At 60.9% G+C, this 20607-nt stretch carries 13 protein-coding genes; 11 read left to right on the top strand and 2 right to left on the bottom strand.

Annotation, left to right across the window (positions count from 1 at the left end):
* The 8 genes from AB4K19_RS03715 (at position 1) to AB4K19_RS03750 (ending at position 14509) form a co-directional block, all read left to right on the top strand.
* Positions 1-2418, top strand: coding sequence for a glycogen/starch/alpha-glucan phosphorylase (locus AB4K19_RS03715; protein WP_436399079.1), 2418 nt, complete (start codon positions 1-3; stop codon positions 2416-2418).
* 30 nt (positions 2419-2448) lie between these two features.
* Complete coding sequence (gene glgB / locus AB4K19_RS03720) at positions 2449-4647, top strand: 1,4-alpha-glucan branching protein GlgB (protein WP_375230970.1); 2199 nt, start codon at positions 2449-2451, stop codon at positions 4645-4647.
* A 44-nt stretch (positions 4648-4691) separates the two neighbouring features.
* Positions 4692-5951: a glucose-1-phosphate adenylyltransferase gene (glgC, locus tag AB4K19_RS03725; RefSeq protein WP_436399080.1), complete on the top strand. Its 1260-nt coding sequence runs from the start codon at positions 4692-4694 to the stop codon at positions 5949-5951.
* A 4-nt stretch (positions 5952-5955) separates the two neighbouring features.
* Positions 5956-7395, top strand: coding sequence for a glycogen synthase GlgA (gene glgA, locus AB4K19_RS03730; RefSeq protein ID WP_375230589.1), 1440 nt, complete (start codon positions 5956-5958; stop codon positions 7393-7395).
* A 16-nt stretch (positions 7396-7411) separates the two neighbouring features.
* Positions 7412-9508: a glycogen debranching protein GlgX gene (glgX, locus tag AB4K19_RS03735; RefSeq protein WP_436399082.1), complete on the top strand. Its 2097-nt coding sequence runs from the start codon at positions 7412-7414 to the stop codon at positions 9506-9508.
* On the top strand, positions 9505-11508 hold the full coding sequence (gene malQ / locus AB4K19_RS03740; RefSeq protein ID WP_375230590.1) for a 4-alpha-glucanotransferase: 2004 nt from the start codon (positions 9505-9507) through the stop codon (positions 11506-11508). The genes glgX and malQ overlap by 4 nt, the downstream gene beginning before the upstream one ends.
* Positions 11508-13139 carry an alpha-D-glucose phosphate-specific phosphoglucomutase gene (locus tag AB4K19_RS03745; protein ID WP_375230591.1) on the top strand — a complete coding sequence of 544 codons (1632 nt, stop codon included), beginning with the start codon at positions 11508-11510 and terminating at the stop codon, positions 13137-13139. The genes malQ and AB4K19_RS03745 overlap by 1 nt, the downstream gene beginning before the upstream one ends.
* Positions 13140-13201: 62 nt before the next feature.
* A complete protein-coding gene (locus AB4K19_RS03750) occupies positions 13202-14509 on the top strand; it encodes a cytochrome-c peroxidase (protein ID WP_375230592.1) in 1308 nt (435 codons plus the stop codon).
* Here the strand turns inward: AB4K19_RS03750 and AB4K19_RS03755 are convergent.
* Together AB4K19_RS03755 and AB4K19_RS03760 are read right to left on the bottom strand one after the other, a co-directional pair.
* Positions 14506-15975, bottom strand: coding sequence for a CRTAC1 family protein (locus AB4K19_RS03755; protein WP_375230593.1), 1470 nt, complete (start codon positions 15973-15975; stop codon positions 14506-14508). The genes AB4K19_RS03750 and AB4K19_RS03755 overlap by 4 nt on opposite strands.
* Positions 15972-17234: an ROK family protein gene (locus AB4K19_RS03760; protein WP_436399084.1), complete on the bottom strand. Its 1263-nt coding sequence runs from the start codon at positions 17232-17234 to the stop codon at positions 15972-15974. Before AB4K19_RS03760 ends, AB4K19_RS03755 begins: the two co-directional genes overlap by 4 nt.
* A gap of 220 nt (positions 17235-17454) precedes the next feature.
* Here AB4K19_RS03760 and xylF point away from each other — a divergent pair, with 220 nt between their 5' ends.
* The 3 genes from xylF to AB4K19_RS03775 all read left to right on the top strand — a co-directional run bounded on the left by xylF (position 17455) and on the right by AB4K19_RS03775 (position 20607).
* Positions 17455-18468: a D-xylose ABC transporter substrate-binding protein gene (gene xylF, locus AB4K19_RS03765; protein ID WP_375230971.1), complete on the top strand. Its 1014-nt coding sequence runs from the start codon at positions 17455-17457 to the stop codon at positions 18466-18468.
* A gap of 103 nt (positions 18469-18571) precedes the next feature.
* Positions 18572-19861 carry a sugar ABC transporter permease gene (locus tag AB4K19_RS03770; protein ID WP_375230595.1) on the top strand — a complete coding sequence of 430 codons (1290 nt, stop codon included), beginning with the start codon at positions 18572-18574 and terminating at the stop codon, positions 19859-19861.
* Positions 19861-20607 carry an ATP-binding cassette domain-containing protein gene (locus AB4K19_RS03775; RefSeq protein WP_375230596.1) on the top strand — a complete coding sequence of 249 codons (747 nt, stop codon included), beginning with the start codon at positions 19861-19863 and terminating at the stop codon, positions 20605-20607. Before AB4K19_RS03770 ends, AB4K19_RS03775 begins: the two co-directional genes overlap by 1 nt.

Here is a 20607-nt window from a genome sequence, read left to right on the forward strand (position 1 = left end):
ATGCCTGATCAGAGCATTCCAGACGTGAACGAGTTCAGCGCCGCAATCCTGCGTCACCTCAAACAATCCCTTGGCAAGGATGCGCCGCATGCGTCCCGCTATGACTGGCGCATGTCGCTGTCACTTGCCCTGCGGGACATGGTCGTTGACCCCTGGTTTGAGAGTACGCGCCGGACCTACGAAGCCCGGGGCAAGCGCGTTTATTATCTCTCGATGGAATTCCTGATTGGTCGTCTGATCGAGGATGTCGCGGTCAATCTTCGGATGGAAGACATGGCACAGGAAGCTATGGCTGCGCTGGGTCAGGACTACGCACTGGTTGTCGCCGACGAGCCGGATGCGGCACTTGGCAATGGTGGACTTGGTCGTCTGGCAGCCTGTTTTATGGATTCCCTCGCGACACTCGGGATCCCGGCTTACGGCTACGGTATCCGCTATGAGCATGGGCTGTTTGAACAGCACTTCGAAAAGGGCCGTCAGATCGAAACGGCGGAAACCTGGCTGGAACAACGCCACGTATGGGAGTTTGAGCGCCCGGAAGTCTCCTATCCGATCCGGTTTGGCGGACACGTCAGTGAAGAGGGCGGCAAAACCATCTGGTACCCGGAGGAAACCGTGATCGCATCCGCCTATGACACGCCGGTTGTCGGCTGGCGCGGGCGCTGGGCGAACACCCTGCGGCTGTGGGCTGCACGCCCGGACATCAGTTTTGACCTGGAGAGCTTCAACAGAGGGGACTACCTCGCGGCCAGCGCACCGGAGGCACTTGCCCGGACGATCAGCCGCGTTCTGTACCCGGATGACACAACTGACATTGGTAAGGAACTGCGTCTGAAGCAGGAGTATTTCTTTACCTCGGCCTCGCTCCAGGACCTGATCCGGCGGTTTCTCAGTGAAGAAGGTGATCTGGAGACGCTCGCCGATCACGTAGCCATTCAGCTCAATGATACACACCCCGCTATTGCAGGCCCGGAACTGGTGCGGATCCTGATGGACGAGCACGGTTTTGAGGTGTCCCGCGCGATTGCGATCGCACGCGGATGCCTGGCGTATACCAACCACACCCTGCTGCCCGAGGCGCTGGAACGCTGGCCGGAAGACCTCATCGCCCGTGTGCTGCCACGGCATCACCGGATCATCCAGCTGATCGAGTCCGCACATTTCGCCGACGCAGGAGATACCGTGCGTATCTTCGAGCACGGCGAGGTCAAGATGGGCGAGCTGGCCTTTGTCATGGCGCACCGGGTGAACGGCGTGTCCGCACTGCATTCCGATCTGGTCCGCGAAACCGTGTTTGCAGATCTCAACGCGGCCTACCCGGGCCGGATCATCAATCAGACGAACGGCATTACACCGCGTCGCTGGCTGTATTCGTGCAACCCGCCGCTGCGCACTCTGATCAATGATACCATCGGTACGGCCTGGCCTGATGATCTGGAACAGCTGCAGGGGCTGAATGCGCATCTCGATGATGCAGCGTTTATCGACCGTTTTCAGGCCGCGAAAGATGCCAACAAGGTGCGTCTGGCGGCCTGGCTTCATGACCGGGACGGCGTGACCCTGAACACGGATGCGATGTTTGATGTGCAGATCAAGCGCATTCACGAATACAAACGCCAGCTGATGAACCTGCTGGAAACAGTGGCGCTCTGGAACGAGATCCGCGACAACCCCGGCGCCCACCAGACGCCGCGTGTCAAAATCTTCGCGGGCAAAGCAGCGCCGGGATACGTCGTGGCCAAGGAGATCATTCATCTGATCAACGACGTGGCCACAGTGATCAATGCTGATCCGGCCACGCGTGATCTGCTGCAGGTCGTTTACCCGGAAAACTACAACGTCTCGATGGCAGAGCTGCTGATCCCCGCGACAGATCTGAGCGAACAGATTTCGACCGCGGGCAAAGAGGCTTCCGGGACCGGAAATATGAAGTTCGCGCTTAATGGTGCGCCGACCATCGGAACGCTCGACGGTGCCAACGTCGAGATCCGCGAATGCGTCGGGGCGGAGAACTTTTTCCTCTTTGGTCTGACGGCAGCTCAGGTCGCTGAACGGCGACTGGAGCCGGGGTATGCCGCGCGGGCGGTTGATGCCAGCCCGCGCCTGGGCCGCGTCCTTGAACAGATACGCAGTGGTGTGTTCTCGCCAGGACAAAAGGACCGGTACGCGGGTCTGGTCGCGGGACTGATCGAGCATGACTATTTCCTCGTGACCTGCGACTTCGACAGCTATTTTGACACACAGCGCACCGTGGATGCTGCCTTTGCCGATCACCGTGGCTGGACCAGACTTGCCGCGCTCAACACTGCGCGGGTAGGGTGGTTCTCATCTGACCGGACGATCAGCGGGTATGCGCGTGACATCTGGAATGTCTCGTCCCTGAGCGGGCAGGGCAGCACACGCCGTGATGTGGCCTGACCGGATCCGGCGCGGAAAGGAGTAAACTCTCTGACCCTCAGCGAGTCTGATAAGCACAGAATAATCTCCGGGACACATCCGGACCCGTTCTCCGTTCTCGGATTGCACGAAGTGGGTGGCAGGTTCACGCTGCGCGCTTTTGTACCGGGTGCTGAAGCCATTGAAGCCGTGGATGCCAGAACGGGACGGCGGATTGTCAGCCTGTCGCCGGTGCCGGGTGCGCCGGATCTCTTTGAAGGCGTTGCGTCCAGGCGCAAAAAACCGTTCGCGTATCGCTATCGCATCACGGGCAACGGACACACCTGGACTGAAGAGGATGCCTATCGCTTTGGCCCGGTAATCGGCGAAATGGATGAGCACCTGATCAGTGAGGGCGCACACCGGTCTCTCTGGCGTGTACTGGGTGCACATGTGATGACGCATCAGGGCGTTGCGGGCACGCATTTCGGGGTCTGGGCACCGAATGCCTCGCGGGTTTCTGTCGTGGGCGATTTCAATCTCTGGGATGGTCGTCGTCATACCATGCGCAGGCGCGGCGCAACCGGCGTCTGGGAGATTTTTGTTCCCGGCGTGGGTGAGGGCACTGTTTATAAATACGAAATCCTGGATGCTTCGGGCAATGTTCTGCCGCAGAAAGCGGACCCCTATGGCTTTGGCGCGGAGCATCCGCCGCGCACAGGGTCGGTGGTACGGCAGATCGAGGGCTATGACTGGCAGGACAGCCCCTGGATGACCGGGCGCGATGCCCGTCAGCGCTTTGATCAGCCGATGTCTGTCTATGAGGTTCATCTGGGCTCGTGGCGGCGCGTGCCGGGAGAGGACAACCGGCCGCTGAGCTACGCCGAGCACGCGCGGGAACTTGTCAGCTATGCGTCCGATATTGGGTTCACCCACATTGAGTTGATGCCGGTCTCGGAATTTCCTTTTGACGGGTCCTGGGGATACCAGCCCGTAGGTCTTTATGCCCCGACCGTCCGGCACGGCACCGCAGATGAGTTCCGCGCTTTTGTCGAGGCCTGTCATGCAGCTGATCTGGGGCTGATCCTCGACTGGGTGCCCGGACATTTCCCCGAAGATCCGCATGGCCTGGGAGTGTTTGATGGCAGCCACCTCTATGAACACGCTGACCGCAAGGAAGGGTTCCACCCTGACTGGAACACGCTGGTGTTCAATTACGGGCGTGCCGAGGTCCGTAATTACCTGACAGCCAACGCGCTTTACTGGCTGAAGGAACACCACATTGACGGGCTGCGTGTCGACGCTGTGGCCTCCATGCTCTACCGCGATTATTCGCGCAAGGACGGAGAGTGGATCCCGAATAAGGACGGGGGCCGTGAAAATTATGAGGCCATCGGTTTCCTCCAGGACATGAACACACTGGCATATGGCGAGGTGCCCGGCATCATGACTGTCGCTGAGGAATCCACCGCCTTTCCCGGTGTGACGGCCCCGGCGGATCAGGGCGGCCTTGGGTTCGGGTTCAAATGGAACATGGGATGGATGAACGACACGCTCAGTTACATGAGCGAGGACCCGGTTCATCGCAAATTCCACCATTCAAAAATGACGTTTGGCCTGCATTACGCTTTTTCCGAGAACTTTGTACTGCCGCTGAGCCACGACGAAGTTGTGCACGGCAAAGGCTCTCTGCTCGACAAGATGCCGGGCGAGGGTGCGCAGAAATTTGCGAACCTGCGGGCCTATTACGGGTTCATGTGGGGGCATCCGGGCAAGAAGCTGTTGTTTATGGGCGGAGAGTTCGCGCAGGGCCGTGAATGGAACCACGACAGCAGCCTCGACTGGCACCTTCTGGATAATGAGCACCATCGCGGTGTGCAGTCGCTGGTACGGGACCTGAATGCAATGTACCGCGCCCATCCGGCACTGTGGCAGCGCGATGCATCCCCGGACGGATTTGAATGGCGCGATGAAACCAATGCGGACATGTCGGTCTTTGCCTGGCTGCGCCACGGAAACGATGGTGTGCCGCCGGTTCTGGTGGTGTCCAATATGACACCGGTTGCGCGCATCAATTATCTGGTTGGGGTTCCGGAACCAGGCCGCTGGCTTGAGCGTTTGAACACGAACGCTGCCGAGTATGGCGGGGACGGACTTGGAAATATGGGGAGCGTTGAGGCCACAGGTCAGAGCGTTGCCGGAAGCGACCAGGCACTCAGTCTGACGCTGCCGCCCCTGAGTACACTGTTTTTCGTGCCCGCACGCGACTGATCGCGGTATACACGGGAGCAGGGAGAAAAAGGGGAGGAACCGGAATGAACACGGAATCGCAGCGGCTGGCACAGCAGACCATGGCATTTGTCCTGGCAGGGGGGCGGGGCAGCCGCCTCTATGAACTGACCGACATCCGCGCAAAACCGGCGATGTATTTCGGTGGCAAGAGCCGGATTATCGATTTCCCACTATCTAATGCGGTCAATTCCGGTATCCGGCGCATCGGTGTCGCCACGCAGTACAAAGCGCATTCGCTGATCCGTCATCTGCAGCGGGGCTGGAGCTTTTTCCGGGCGGAACGTAACGAGAGCCTCGATATCCTGCCGGCCTCGCAGCAGATGAACAATGAGAACTGGTACAAGGGCACGGCCGATGCTGTCGCCCAGAACAGGGATATCATCGAGGGCTACGGGCCGAAGTATATCATTATTCTGGCTGGCGATCACATCTACAAGCAGGACTACTCCCTGATGATCAAGCACCACGTGGAAAGTGGTGCCGATGTGACGGTTGGCTGCATAGAGGTGCCGCGGATGGATGCCACGGGCTTTGGCGTGATGGCAGTCGATACCGAGGACCAGATCCTCGATTTCGTGGAAAAACCCAAAGATCCGCCCGCCATGCCCAATGATCCGGACCGGGCGCTGGCCAGTATGGGCATCTATGTTTTTGAAACGGCCCGCATGTTTGAGATCATGGCCCAGTGCGAGGCCGATCCCGACTACAACTTTGATTTCGGCGGCGATGTGATCCCGAAGATCGTGCGCGAAGGCAAAGCGGTTGCGCATCCTTTCAGCCGTTCCTGCGTCAGGGGAGAAAACGAAGCGACAGCCTACTGGCGCGACGTCGGCACCGTGGATGCCTTCTGGCAGGCGAACATCGACCTGACGGACTTTGACCCGGAGTTGGACCTTTATGACACGGAATGGCCGATCTGGACGTATTCGGAGCTGACCGCGCCGGCCAAATTCATTCACAACGAGGAAGGCCGGCGGGGCTCGGCGGTGTCGTCGATGGTCTCGGGCGGGTGCATCATTTCTGGCTCCACCCTGGAGCGCTGCCTGCTTTTCACCGGGGTACAGACCCACTCGTTCAGTCAGCTGAACGGGGTGGTTGCAATGCCCTACGCGGTGATCAACAGGAACGCGCGGCTGACGAATGTGGTGGTCGACCGTGGAGTCGAAATCCCGCAGGGGCTGGTTGTGGGAGAGGACGCGGAACTGGATGCACAACGGTTCCGGCGCACCGACAACGGTATCTGTCTCATCACACAGCCAATGATCGACAAGCTGGACCACTGACTGCATGAAAATACTTTTCGTCGCCTCAGAATGCGCGCCGTTTGTGAAGACTGGCGGTCTGGCTGATGTCATTGGTGCCGTGCCAAAATCGCTGAAAGCGCATGGCGCGGAGGCGCGCGTGATGCTGCCGGTCTATCCGGCCCTGCGGCCCCTTGCGGACAAGGCCCGGGAGGTCTGGCAGGACGCTGATCTGATGGGCGGTGATGCACGGCTGCTGGCCTGTACTGACGAAGGAATTGACCTTCTGCTGCTGGATGCCCCCCATCTTTTCGACCGGGCCGGCGCTATCTATCTGGGACCAGATGGCCGGGACTGGCCGGACAACGCGGAACGGTTTGCCGGTCTGTCCCGCGCAGCAGCAGCTGTCGGAACGGGGGCGCTGGACGACTGGATGCCTGATCTGGTGCATATGCATGACTGGCAGGCCGGTCTGGTGCCCGCATATATGAGCCAGATCAGCGACCAGCCAGCGCCGACTGTGATGACGATCCACAACATCGCATTTCAGGGGTTGTTTGATCGCCGGATCATTAAAAAGCTGGGTCTTGCGTCGCGGCATTACACCCGTGACGGCGCGGAATTCTGGGGCCAGCTTGGGTTTCTTAAGGCCGGTCTTGCGATGGCGGACCGGATTACCACTGTCAGCCCGACATACGCCCGCGAACTGATGCTGCCCGAATTCGGGTTGGGGCTCGAAGGGCTGATGCGGCACCGCAGGGACGACCTGACCGGTATACTCAACGGGATTGATACGGACGTCTGGGATCCGGCAAATGACCCCGATATTGCCGCGCCGTATTCCGCGCGGGGGCTCAGGGGCAAACAGAAAAACCAGCGGGCGCTGATGAAGCGCTTTGGCCTCAGGGACGGGGATGGGCCGCTCTTTTGTGTGATCAGCAGGCTGACCACACAAAAGGGGCTCGACCTGCTGCTTGAAGCGCTGCCATGGCTTGTGTCCAATGGCGGTCGTCTCGCGCTGCTTGGCAGTGGCGAACGCGATCTCGAAACCGGGTTCGCCGCAGCGGCGCATAAATGGCCAGGCTCAGTCGGCACCGTCATCGGTTATGATGAGCCGCTGTCGCATCTGATGCAGGCAGGCAGCGATGCAATTCTGATCCCGTCCCGGTTTGAGCCCTGTGGCCTGACGCAGCTTTATGGTCTGCGCTATGGCACCTTGCCGGTGGTCGCCCGGACGGGGGGGCTGGCCGATACGGTGATTGACGCCAACGAGGCCGCAATGGCGGCAGGCGTGGCAACGGGCGTTCAGTTTGCACCGGTGACCACCGCCGCACTTGAAGATGCCATCGCGCGCACCTGTGACCTTTACAGGCAACCGGCCGTCTGGACTGCGATGATGCGGCGGGCCATGAAACACCCTGTTGGCTGGGACACAGCGGCGGGTCAGTACATGGCGCTCTACCGCAGTCTCGCAGACAGCGACTGACGGGCCGGACCGGGTCATGGCGTTTCATATCACCGAGGGTGCGCCGCATCCCATGGGCGCAGTGCCGCGGGACGATGGCGTCAACTTTGCCGTCTTCTCTGCACACGCCCACCGGATCGAGCTTTGCCTGTTTGCGGCCGATGGGACCGGTGAGGTGCAGCGGCTGGTGCTGCCCGAACGGATGGGCGACGTCTGGCACGGCTTTGTACCCGGGCTGAAGGCGGGGTCGCTTTATGGTTACCGGGTGCATGGTCCATACGCACCTGAAGAGGGTCACCGGTTCAATCCGCACAAGCTTCTGATGGACCCGTACACGCGCGAACTGCACGGCGCGTGGCAAAACGGCCCTGCGCTTCTGGGCTACAGGGCGGATGCTGTGGACGAGGACCTTTCCTTTGACACGGCGGATTCAGCACCCTTTGTGCCGAAATCCGTTGTGCCGGAGCCGGATCTTTTCCGCCTGGACGAATCGCGGCTGAATCTGCCCTGGGATGAAACACTGATTTATGAGGCCCACGTCAAAGGGTTGACCCAACTGCACCCGGATGTGCATGAGTCCGTGCGCGGCACCTATGATGGTCTGGCCAGCGATGCGGTGATCGATCACCTGCAGCGTCTCGGCATCACCGCAATCGAACTGTTGCCGGTGCACGCTTTTCTCAATGACGCTTTTTTACTGCGCAAGGGGCTGACAAATTACTGGGGCTACAACACAGCGGGCTTTTTCGCGCCGGAGCCGCGTTATTTTGGACCGGCCGGTTTTGCCGGGTTCCGGCAGATGGTCCGCCGGTTTCACGCGGCGGGCATCGAGGTCATCCTCGATGTGGTCTACAACCATACCGCCGAAGGTGATCAGCGCGGGCCGACAATTTCTTTCCGCGGCCTCGACAATGCATCGTACTACCGGCTCCGTCACGGAGACCGGCGGCATTACGTAAATGATACAGGCACCGGCAATACGGTGAATGTCTCCAATCCGCATGTGCTGCGGATGGTGATGGACAGCCTGCGTTTCTGGGCGGGCAACATGGGCGTTGACGGGTTCCGGTTTGATCTGGGCACCACTCTGGGCCGCGAGGATCATGGATTTGATCCCGAGGGCGGCTTTTTCGACGCGCTGCGTCAGGATCCGGTGCTTGCCGGTGTCAAACTGATTGCCGAGCCCTGGGACATCGGCCCCGGTGGGTATAACCTCGGCGGGTTTCCTGCCTCCTTCGCGGAATGGAACGATACATGGCGCGACACAGCACGGCGTTTCTGGAAAAAGGATCTGCACGCAGGTCAGGAGCTTGGCGCGCGCCTGACAGGGTCAGCAGATCGTTTTGATCACAGCGGCCGCAGGGTCTGGAGCACGGTGAACTTTCTTGCTGCCCACGACGGTTTTACGCTGGCGGATGTCAGCGCCTATAATGATCGTCATAATGAGGCTAACGGCGAAGACAACCGCGATGGTCATCACAGCAATCATTCCGACAACTGCGGTATCGAAGGGCCGACTGACGACGCGGATATCCTCGCGCGCCGCCGCCTGCGGCAGCGTAATATGCTCGCGACCCTGTTTCTGTCGCAGGGAACGCCGATGCTGCTGGCGGGCGACGAGGCAGGACATTCGCAGATGGGCAATAACAATGCCTATTGTCAGGACAACGAAACAACCTGGATTAACTGGGCAGGCGCTGACGCGGAACTGATGCGTTTCGTCGAAGAGCTGTCAGCCTTTCGCCGCGCGCACCCCGTTCTGCGCCAGAGCCGTTTCCTGCACGGTGATACGCGGGTGTCAGACGGGCAGCCTGACATCACCTGGCATGATGCCGGGGCCAGGACGCTGAACTGGCGTGATCCCTGCCTCTCTGCCATTTGTGTGATGCTGCGCGGCGCTGCGGGTGGTCCGCATGACCGGAACAGCCGCGACACGGTGCATGTGGCGATGATCAACAGTGATGAAGAAATCAAAATTACTCTGCCGTCGCTGCCGGAGGGCCTCGTCTGGCATCGCGGGATTGACACCCGATGGCCTGATGTAGCGCACGATGCCAGCTCAGGCGGGCCTGAGTTTATAGTGCAGGGGCCCGTTGTTCTCGCGCACTACGCGGCGCCGGAGACGGCACCGTGACGGCGGACGGGCAGCTGCGGGAACTTGCTGCATCCGCAGGAATTTTCCCGGACTTCAAGGACCTGGAGGGTGAAATCCGTGCGACGGGTCCGGAGACCCAGCGCGCCCTGTTGCGCGCCTGTGGCATTGCCGCAGAGACGCCGGGCGAAGTATCTGACAGCCTTGCGGCGGTTCGGGCCGCATCTGATACAGCCTGGTTGCCACGCGATGTTTTCGCGACCAGCGGTAAACCTCAGCGTCTTACCGCAAAGACCGATTGCGACTGGTGTATTCTGGCGGACGGGTCCGGCGACATTCTTGCCCAGGGGCGCACCCGTGACCTGACACTGCAACTGCCTGCGCTGCCGTCGGGCGTGCACCGGCTGCGTCTGGAAAAGGGTAAATCGGTTCAGGAGGTCAGTCTGCTGGTCAGTCCCAGGCAGACACCATCGCTGCAGCAGACGGGTGCAGGCGACAAAACATGGGGTGCTGTTGCAGCCCTCTACGGCCTGCATTCACGCGAAAACACCGGGCCGGGCTCCTACCGCGAACTCGGTGCACTGGCATCCGCGCTGGGCGGGCAGGGGGCGGCATTTCTGGGCATCAATCCGGTGCACGCGCCGGGATGGGCGGACAAGGAGACGATCTCGCCATATTCCCCCGGGCACCGCGGGTTCCTGAACTCCGGGCATATTGCGGTCTCCGCCGATCACCCGGGCGTGCCGCAGGGGGACCTGCTCGACTACGCCGCTCACCGGCCATTGCACGATGCCGCCCTGGAAGCTGCAGCGCAGACGTTCTTTGAAGGGGGGCAAGGGCCTGCGCAGAAGGCGTTCGAGGCCTTCTGTTCAGCATGTGGGGCAGCGCTGCGCGACTTTGCGCGGTTTGAGACGCTGAGTGAAAAACATGGGGCCGACTGGCGTCGCTGGCCCGCTCTTCTGCGAAGCCCGTCCGGCGCCAGCGGCAGTGCTGACCCTGCGCGTGACAGGTTCCACATGTGGCTGCAGTGGACCGCTGACTGCCAGTTGCGCGCAGCACAGCAGGCGGGGCTGTCTGCGGGCATGCCGGTGGGGCTGTATCTCGACCTGGCTGTCGGCGCGCGGCGCGGTGGGGCCGAGGCCTGGGCGGCTCAGGACGCCATTGCCAGGGGAGTGTCCATTGGCGCGCCCCCGGACCATCTGAGCCCCGCGGGGCAGAACTGGAAGCTGACCGGCTATGCGCCAACCGGCCTGCAGGCCACGCGTTACGATGCGTTCCGCCAGGTGCTTGCCGCCACAATGCGGCACTGCGGCCTCATGCGTATCGACCATGTGCTGGGCCTGAACCGCAGTTACTGGATCCCGGATGACGGCAGCCCGGGCGGATATATCCGGCAACCCTTCCGCGCGCTGATGGCCGTGATCGCGATCGAGGCTGAACGCGCCGGCACTGTCATCGTCGGTGAAGACCTTGGGCTCGTGCCGCCAGGCTTTCGCGAGGAGATGCGGTCGCGCGGGCTTTATGGCTATACCGTTCTGCAGTTTGAAAAAACACGCAACGGTCGGTTCAGACGGCCGGTGCGCCTGCAACCGCAGACGCTTGCCTGTTTCGGAACGCATGATACGCCCACACTGCGCGGATACCTCGAGGGGCAGGATATCCGGTGGTGGGAAAAACTGGGGTGGATCGATAGAGATGCACGCGCTGCCGCAGAACAGCAGCGGGCGGCGGATATCGCCACACTGCCCGGCGTTCCAGCGCGCATGTCGCCCGAAACAGGTGCGGAGCGGGCACGGGATGGTATTCACCGCGCACTGGCAGGTGGGGCGTCCGCGATGGTTGCGGTGCAGCTGGATGATGTGCTGAATATACCTCAGGCGCAAAACCTTCCCGGAACCGTCTCGGAACATCCCAACTGGCGCAGGCGTTACCCTGTTGATGTAGAAAGCCTTGCCGGAAACGCCGGGCTGACAAAAACCGCGCAGATCATGGCCCTGGCGGGTCGGTCCGCGGGACCAGAAGACACAAGAAAGGATAACTGATGCAGATCGTTACCGTCTCCAAAGGCCCGTTTGAGGGGCAAAAACCCGGGACATCCGGGCTGCGCAAGAAAACCCGCGTTTTCATGGAGCCGGGGTATCTGGAGTGCTTTGTGCAGTCGGTTTTCAACGCCATCGGTGGCGCGCAGGGCAAGAGTTTTGTCGTCGGTGGAGACGGGCGTTATTACAACCGCGAGGCCATCCAGAGCATTCTGAAAATGGCCGCCGCGAACGGTGCCGCACGCGTGATCGTGGGGCAGGGTGGCCTGCTGTCGACACCTGCGGTGTCCAACCTGATCCGGCAGCGTGGCACCGACGGTGGCTTGGTTCTCTCGGCCAGTCATAACCCCGGTGGGATCGATGCGGATTTCGGGATCAAATACAATATCTCGAATGGCGGCCCTGCGCCCGAGAATATCACAGCCGGTATTTTTGAGCAGACGCGGTCGATTTCTTCCTATGCCACGCTCGACACTCCGGATATCGATCTGAGCACAGTGGGCTCTGCGTCGCTGGGCGATATGGTGGTCGAGGTGGTGGATCCCGTCACGGATTATCAGGCGCTGATGGAAACCCTGTTTGACTTTGACCGGATCGCCGGCCTTTTCAAAGGGGGTTTCACCCTGAGGTTCGATGCGATGCATGCGGTTACCGGTCCCTATGCCAAAGCCATTCTTGAGGACCGTCTGGGTGCGCCGGCAGGGTCTGTTGTGAATGCGGTGCCCAGCGAAGATTTCGGTGGTGGGCATCCGGACCCCAATCCGGTCTGGGCCAAAGAACTGATGGACCTGATGATGTCCGATGCGGCCCCGGATTTCGGCGCGGCATCGGACGGGGACGGGGACCGTAATATGATCGTCGGTCGCGGGGTCTATGTGACGCCCTCAGACAGCCTGGCGGTGCTGGCAGCCAATGCGCATCTGGCCCCGGGTTACCGTGCGGGTCTGGCCGGTGTTGCCCGGTCCATGCCGACCAGTGGCGCGAGCGACCGGGTGGCCGCGAAGCTGGGCATCAACTGTTTTGAGACGCCGACCGGATGGAAATTCTTTGGCAATCTTCTGGACGCGGGCAAGGTCACACTCTGCGGTGAGGAAAGCGCCGGAACCGGCTCCGACCACGTTCGCGAAAAAGATGGCCTCTGGGCGGTTCTGCTGTGGCTCAACATTCTGGCAGAGGCCGGGCGGTCCGTAGAGCAGATCCTGACGGATCACTGGGCGGAGTTCGGGCGGAACTACTATTCCCGCCATGACTATGAGGCCGTGCCAACGGAAGCCGCTCAGGCTGTAATGGACCGGGTTTCGCAGCGTCTTGGCGATCTTCCGGGCACTGTTGCGGCGGGCCAGACGGTCAGTGCGGCGGACAGCTTTGCCTATCATGATCCGGTTGATGGCTCGGTCAGTGAAAACCAGGGGCTGCGGGTCTCCTTTGAGGGTGGCGGGCGTGCAGTGCTGCGTCTGTCCGGCACCGGAACCGAAGGCGCGACCCTGCGCGTCTACCTGGAACAATACGCGGACCCTGAGGCAGATCATGGGCTGGACGCGGAAACGGCCCTGGCCGGCGTGCGGAAAGCATTGCTGGAGATTGCTGATCTTGGCACTCTCATCGGCCGGACAGAACCGGACGTGAGAACCTGAACCCGGACTGCTGACAGCGGCCGGCATTTCGGTGCCGGACCACATTTTGCACGGACAAAACTATGCGCGCGTTTTTCTTTACAGCTCTCCTGATCTTCGGCTCCATCGGGCGGGCCGATCCACCGGTTGCGGTTACGGATGCGGATTATGCGCCCGTGGATATGGATCAGGTCCGGCTGGGTCAGATGCTGTTTTATGACCCCATCCTGTCGGGCAACCGGAATATTTCCTGCGCCACCTGTCATCATCCGAAGTTTGGCACCGGTGATGGTGTTGCCCTGTCGCTGGGCGAAGGCGGCAAGGGTCTGGGCCCGGAGCGTGTTGTGAACCCGGACAATCTGCCTGAACAGCGGATCCCGCGGAATGCGCCGGCTCTGTTCAATCTGGGGGCGCATGAATTCACCGTGCTGTTTCACGATGGCCGGATCGAAAAAGACGCATCCAAACCGGGTGGTATCCGCACGCCGATGGGCGCCGAGATGAACCAGGGCTTTGCCAGCCTGCTGTCGGCACAGACCATGTTCCCGGTGCTCAGCGCGGATGAAATGGCCGGACACTACAGTGAGAACGACATCAGCAAGGCGGTGCGTCAGGGGCGTATTACCGGACCTGGCGGCGCATGGGATCTGCTGAGCCGGCGGGTGCTGGAGACACCGGGATACGCACCGCTGATTGAGGCGGCTTTCCCGGACCGTGCAGCGTTCGGATTTACCGATATCTCTGATGCGGTTGCAGCCTTCATGGCCTTTGAATGGCGGTCCGATACCAGCCCGTTCGACGCATATCTGCGCGGTGAGGCACCGCTGGACGCCAACGCCGCTGTTGGGATGGCGCTCTTTTACGGTGAGGCGCAGTGCGCAACCTGTCACAGCGGAAAATTCCAAACCGATCACCGCTTTCACGCCATGGGTGTTCCGCAGTTTGGCCCTGGCAAGGCGGCGCGGTTTGAACGCCATGTGCGGGACACAGGCCGGATGCGTGTGACCGGGCGTGAGAGTGATGCCTACGCTTTCCGAACACCATCATTGCGGAACGTTGCGGCCACAGGGCCCTGGGGGCACACGGGAAGTCATGCAAATCTGGCAGCCTTTATTGCCGATCATGCGGATCCGGTGGCGGCTTTCGACCGGTTTGATCCCGCAACAGTTCAGCTGCCCCTGCTCGCAGGTGTTGATGACTGGCGTCACCACAATGACCCCGGTGAACAGGCCCTCCTGAAAGCTGCAATTGATGCCACTCCGGTACGTCTGGAAGAGCAGGAAATCGCAGAACTCACGGCTTTTCTTGAAAGCCTGACGGATGTTGCGGCGATCGAGGGACGTCTTGGTATTCCGGCATCAGTTCCCAGCGGGCTGCCGGTGGACCGTTAAGGCTGCAGCAGGATGCGGCTGTTTGCCCGTGCCTCGTGCCGGGTCTCAGCACCGTCCGGCCATGTGACAGTGACTGTTGCGCTGGTCGCGGCACTCAGCCCAAAGTGCAGTGGTCCCGTCTGCCCCCCTCCGTGCCCGCCGCCTACCGTTACCTCCTGCATCTGACGCCGGTCTGCGGTTTGAACGCTCACCAGGGCCGACACCGCCCGCGTGTTGGGGGCAGGCGCGCGCAGTTCGATCCGGAGCCAGTTGCCCGTGTCCGATGTCACGTTGCGGTAAAGCTCCATCGGAGCCCGCCGGTTCACAACCACAAGATCAAGCCGCCCGTCGTCATCAAGATCGGCCAGCGCGGCCCCGCGCGATCTGGCCGTTGTCGCGACCCCGGCGGAAACGGAAACTTCTTCAAAACTGCCATCTGTCTTCTGGCGCAGCAGGCTGTTCGGGTCCTCCATCGCAAGGCCTGGCATCTGATCGACGTTGCCTTTGGCGATAAACAGGTCCGCAAGACCATCGTTGTCGACATCGCCGAACTCTGCGTGCCAGCCGGTGGACGGCCGGCCATCGTCACCGATGTGGGGGCGCTGCGCATAGGTGCCCAGTGAATAGGGGGCCGCCTGATAGGTGCCGTCTGGTCCGGCAATCTGCATCAGTTGATCACCCATTGACGTTAGCATCACCTCGGACACACCGTCGCCGGTGATGTCCCGGCTTGCGATCCCCATGCCCCAGAGCTGGACATCCTCCCATCCATCTTCAGGTCCCAGAAACCTGTTCTCAGCCAGGTCAAACATCTGTTCTTTTCCACCGCGGACATAATAATGCCGGTCGTTCGAAAGCCGCAGGCGGGTTTTCCCGGTGGCATCCCGCGCAAACAGCGCAGACAGCGCACAGAAACCCGGGCTCAGGTCTGATGCCGCAAAGGCGTTTCCATCCCATCGGTGAAGACGGTTATCATCGCAGGCTTCAAAAGGGCCATCCGGGTCATCCCGATCGACATAATTGCCGATGGCCAGAACCGGCCCTTCGTCTGTCCATGTGGCCGAAAAGGACGTCGACCAGGCGTCACCCCCGTCAAACCCCAGAAGATCATTCGCCGGTGTGAAGCCGCAGTCACCATCGCCGCGCAGTAACTGGTTTTCGCCAACGCGCAGCACCATGAGGTCCAGGTGTCCGTCACCATCAGCATCAAGAGGCCAGGCCCCTGTCACCCCTGTCATGTCGGGCAGCAGCGCAGTGTCGAACGTCATGCTCCCGCGGTTCAGGAACAGACGGGCAGGGGCTGTCCCACCGGCTGCCAGCAGTTCAGGCAGTGCGTCCCCATTGCAGTCAAAGACCGCGATGCCGCCCCCCACGAAATGCTCCCAGCCGCCGGAATACACATGTTCCGGTAATGCGCCCGAGTGGTTCTCAAAGATGACATCTGCTGATGCCGCCTGCGCACAAAGCAAAAGTGCTGCGACCCTCATGCGTGGCCCTCGGCCATCGTGTCCGCAACCTCTGACAGGGCCAGCGCTGCCGCGCCGTGAGCCCACATCAGGTCACCCCAGGCGTGGATTTCGACCTGTTGCGGTGCGTCCTCTGGCCTGTTCAGCGCCAGCTGGTGCATTTCGCGCATAACGTCGTCGGCATAGAGGTAATCATACTGCATACGCTCGCCGGCCAGGATGATGAGCGAAGGGTCAAAGATGTTCACAACATTCGCAAGGCCGAGGGCGAGAAACCGGCCTGCACGGCGAAAGATGATGCGGGCGGCCTCATTGCCGGCTTTGGCCTGTTCGAAAAGCCGCGCGAGCATCACATCCGCGCCCAGTGTCGCGTCGGGCATAGCGTCGAGTGCTGTTGAGGCCTCACGGACGAGGGCATAATCCGCCACGTAAGCTTCCAGGCATCCGCGCTGACCACACTGGCACAGCGCGCCGTCAAGCTGCACCTTCGTATGGCCGAGCTCCATACCCAGTGATCCGGCACCGCGGTACAGACGGTGGTTGATGACGAGGCCCATGCCGACGCCCTGTTCGATGGTGACAACGGCAAAGTCGGCCATGGCACGCCCCTTGCCGAACCAGAGCTCGGCCAGCGTGACGAGGTTGGCGTCGTTGTCGACGGCGACGGGCACGCCGAACAGATCCTCGGCCAGTGTCCGCAGCGGCCTGTCCGTTTCCGTAAGCAGGGGAGACCACACCATGCGGCCTGTGCTGTATTCGATCATCCCCGGCATGCCGAGCCCGATACAGGCAATGTCAGTCCGCTCCAGACCGGCTTTCTGCAGCAGCGCATCCAGCACCCGCCCGGTTTCATCCAGTACCTGATCCAGTGTGCGCCGCCGCTGGTCCGTCTCAAGACTGAATTCTGCTTTGGGTTCTCCGGCTGCATCCACGAGAAGCGCTGTATGGCGCGTCCTCGACAGCTTGATGCCGACCACATAACCGGCTTCCGGGTTCACAGACAGGGCCACCGGTGGACGGCCGCGGGTTGTGGCCCGGCTGCTGTCCGGATTCTCCAGCAAAAGGCCCAGGTCCATAAGTTCACCGACAACCGTGGTAACGGAGGCCGGGCTGACCCTGAGCTGCTTTGCAACATCAATACGCGGGATCTGCCCTGCGGAACGGACGCATTCGAACACACGGTGCCGCAGACTGCTGGACGGGGCTTCCGATTCGGGTCGGATCGGTCCGCATCCTGTGGGCGCATCCGGATCAGCACCCTGCATCAGTTCCACATTCATTTATTCAGTCCCTCAAAAATTAAAACCGGATTTCCCCGTATTTTCGGGGTTTTCAAACAATCCAGACGCAGTTCGCACAAGGATTTTGCACGATTTGCACAAATTTATTTTGACAGCTGAATTAAAACAGTCAATCTTTATTGCCATGCCAAATCAAAGAAACGGCATCAACAGACACTGAGATGTCCCTTGGGAGGATAGAATGAAAAAAATCGCAATTATGGGAGTCGTCCTGTCGGCTGCTCTGTCCACGACCGCGCTGGCAGATGGCCACTCGATGACGGTCGGCGTCAGCTGGTCGAACTTCCAGGAAGAGCGCTGGAAGACTGACGAAGCAGCCATCAAGGCCGCTCTCGAAGCTGCTGGCGCAGCATATGTTTCCGCGGACGCGCAAAGCTCCTCTGCCAAGCAGCTGTCCGACGTTGAAAGCCTGATCGCGCAGGGCGTTGACGCCCTGATCATCCTGGCACAGGACGCCGCCGCCATCGGCCCGGCCGTGCAGGCAGCCGCTGACGAAGGTATTCCGGTTGTGGGCTATGACCGCCTGATCGAAGACCCGCGCGCTTTCTACCTGACATTTGACAACGTCGAAGTGGGCCGCATGCAGGCCCGTGCTGTGCTCGAAGCACTGCCCGAAGGCAACTACGTGATGATCAAAGGCTCCCCCACCGACCCGAACGCAGACTTCCTGCGTGGTGGTCAGCAGGAAGTCCTGCAGGACGCCATTGATGCAGGTAAGATCAACATCGTGGCCGAAGCCTACACGGACGGCTGGCTGCCCGCCAACGCACAGCGCAACATGGAACAGATCCTGACCGCGAACGACAACAATGTTGATGCGGTTGTCGCGTCCAATGACGGCACAGCGGGTGGTGTTGTTGCAGCACTGACCGCGCAGGGTATGGAAGGCATTCCGGTATCCGGTCAGGACGGCGATCATGCTGCTCTGAACCGCGTGGCCAAAGGCACCCAGACCGTGTCTGTCTGGAAAGACGCGCGTGACCTCGGCAAAGCTGCCGCGGAAATCGCGGTTGAGCTGGCCAACGGCACCGAGATGTCCGCAGTAGGCGACGCTCAGGAATGGACGTCCCCGGGCGGCACCAAAATGACAGCACGTTTCCTGGCACCTGTGCCGGTGACAGCTGCAAACCTGTCCGCAGTGGTTGATGCGGGCTGGATCACACAGGAAGCACTCTGCCAGGGCGTCTCCGGCGGCCCGGCTCCCTGTAACTAAAACTCCCTGAAAACCGGCGGGTCCCTGATGTGGGGCCCGCCCTCTCTGTAATGCTCCGCCGGTCCGGCGCGGGCGAACCCCCTTTTTTACCCCGGAGCGCGCCATGACGGATGTATCCGCACCACAGGTAAAGAAACGCACAGGCTTTCAGGCACTGGAGGTCGATACGCGGCTTCTGGGCATGATCGGCGCGTTTCTGGTCATTTGTATCTGCTTTAACGTACTGACCGAAGGGCGGTTCCTGACGCCCCGGAACATCTTTAACCTGACGATTCAGACCGTAAGCGTCGCCATCATGGCGACCGGCATGGTCTTTGTCATCGTCACGCGGCACATCGATCTTGCTGTGGGCGCGCTGCTGGCAACCTGCTCGGCATTCATGGCCATGTTGCAGACACGCTATCTGCCGGACGCTTTCGGCCTTGGTCTCGGCCATCCGCTGACGCCGTGGATCACCATTGCCGCAGGTCTTTTTCTGGGCGCTGTTATCGGTGCGTTTCAGGGCTGGCTTGTGGGCTATCTGGCGATCCCCGCATTCATTGTGACCCTCGGTGGCCTGCTCGTCTGGCGCAACGTGGCCTGGTATCAGACCAACGGGCAGACAATCGGACCGCTCGACCCGACATTCATGAAGTTCGGTGGCATCAACGGTACACTGGGCGAAACCTGGAGCTGGATCTTCGGACTGGTGGCAGTGGTCTGGGCGCTCTGGGCGCTGTGGTCTGCACGGCGGGCCAAAATCTCACACGGCTTCCCGGTCAAACCGGCCTGGGCCGAGGCCACCATCGCCGGAATTACCGCCGCAGGCATCCTTGGTTTTATTGCCATCCTGAACGCTTACCAAATCCCGGAACGCCGCCTGCAGCGCATGTTCGAAGCGCGCGGAGAGACGATGCCGGAGGGCTTCACGGCGGCATATGGTCTGCCTTTGTCGGTTCTGCTGCTGATCGCCGTGGCGGTTGCCATGACACTCATTGCCCGCAGGACAAGACTGGGTCGCTATATCTTTGCGACGGGCGGCAACCCCGATGCGGCTGAGCTCTCGGGCATCAATACGCGCATGCTGACGGTTAAGATTTTCGCACTGATGGGCTTTCTCTGCGCACTGTCCGCGGTTGTGGCGTCAGCCCGCCTGACGAACCACTCCAACGATATCGGCACGCTCGACGAACTGCGTGTGATTGCGGCGGCCGTGATCGGGGGAACCGCGCTGGCTGGTGGCATCGGTACAATCTACGGCGCGATCCTTGGCGCGCTGATCATGCAGTCGCTGCAATCAGGCATGGCCATGGTCGGCGTCGACGCGCCCCTGCAGAACATCGTTGTCGGCACCGTACTGGTGGCGGCGGTCCTGATCGATACGATCTACCGTAAAAAGACAGGAGGCCGCTGATGGCACCCCTTTGCGAAATGCGCGACATCTCGATCTCCTTTGGTGGTGTGCGCGCGGTGGACGGTGTGTCCATTCACGTCAACCCCGGTGAAGTTGTTGGCCTTCTGGGGCACAATGGCGCCGGAAAATCCACGCTGATCAAGATTTTGTCCGGAGCTTACAAAGCGGACAGCGGCGAGATCTACGTCGAAGGTGAGCGGGCGCATATCGCCAGCCCGCGCGACGCCCGCCGCTACAACATCGAGACGATTTACCAGACACTCGCGCTTGCGGACAATCTGGATGCAGCCTCGAACCTGTTTCTGGGACGGGAACTGACCAGCTGGATGGGGTTTGTTGACGACGACAAGATGGAGGCGGAGACACGCAAGATCATGGCGCGTCTGAACCCCAATTTCCGCAAGCTCAAAGAGCCTGTGTCTGCTCTGTCCGGGGGGCAACGGCAATCCGTTGCGATTGCAAGGGCGGTATATTTCAACGCCAAAATCCTGATCATGGACGAACCGACGGCTGCTTTGGGCGTGCATGAAACCCAGATGGTGGCTGAACTCATTCAGGAGCTCAAAAAGCAGGGGCTTGGTATCTTCCTGATCAGCCATGACACCCGCGAGATGCTGGAACTCTGTGACCGGGTCTCCGTCATGAAGAACGGGCGTCTGATCGGCACCGAACGGGTCGAGGACGTGACGGAAGATGATATTCTGAGTATGATCATCATGGGCAAAAAACCGGACAAGGCAGCCTGA

It is taken from the genome of Roseobacter phycocola (assembly GCF_042055075.2).
Lineage (GTDB): Bacteria > Pseudomonadota > Alphaproteobacteria > Rhodobacterales > Rhodobacteraceae > Roseobacter.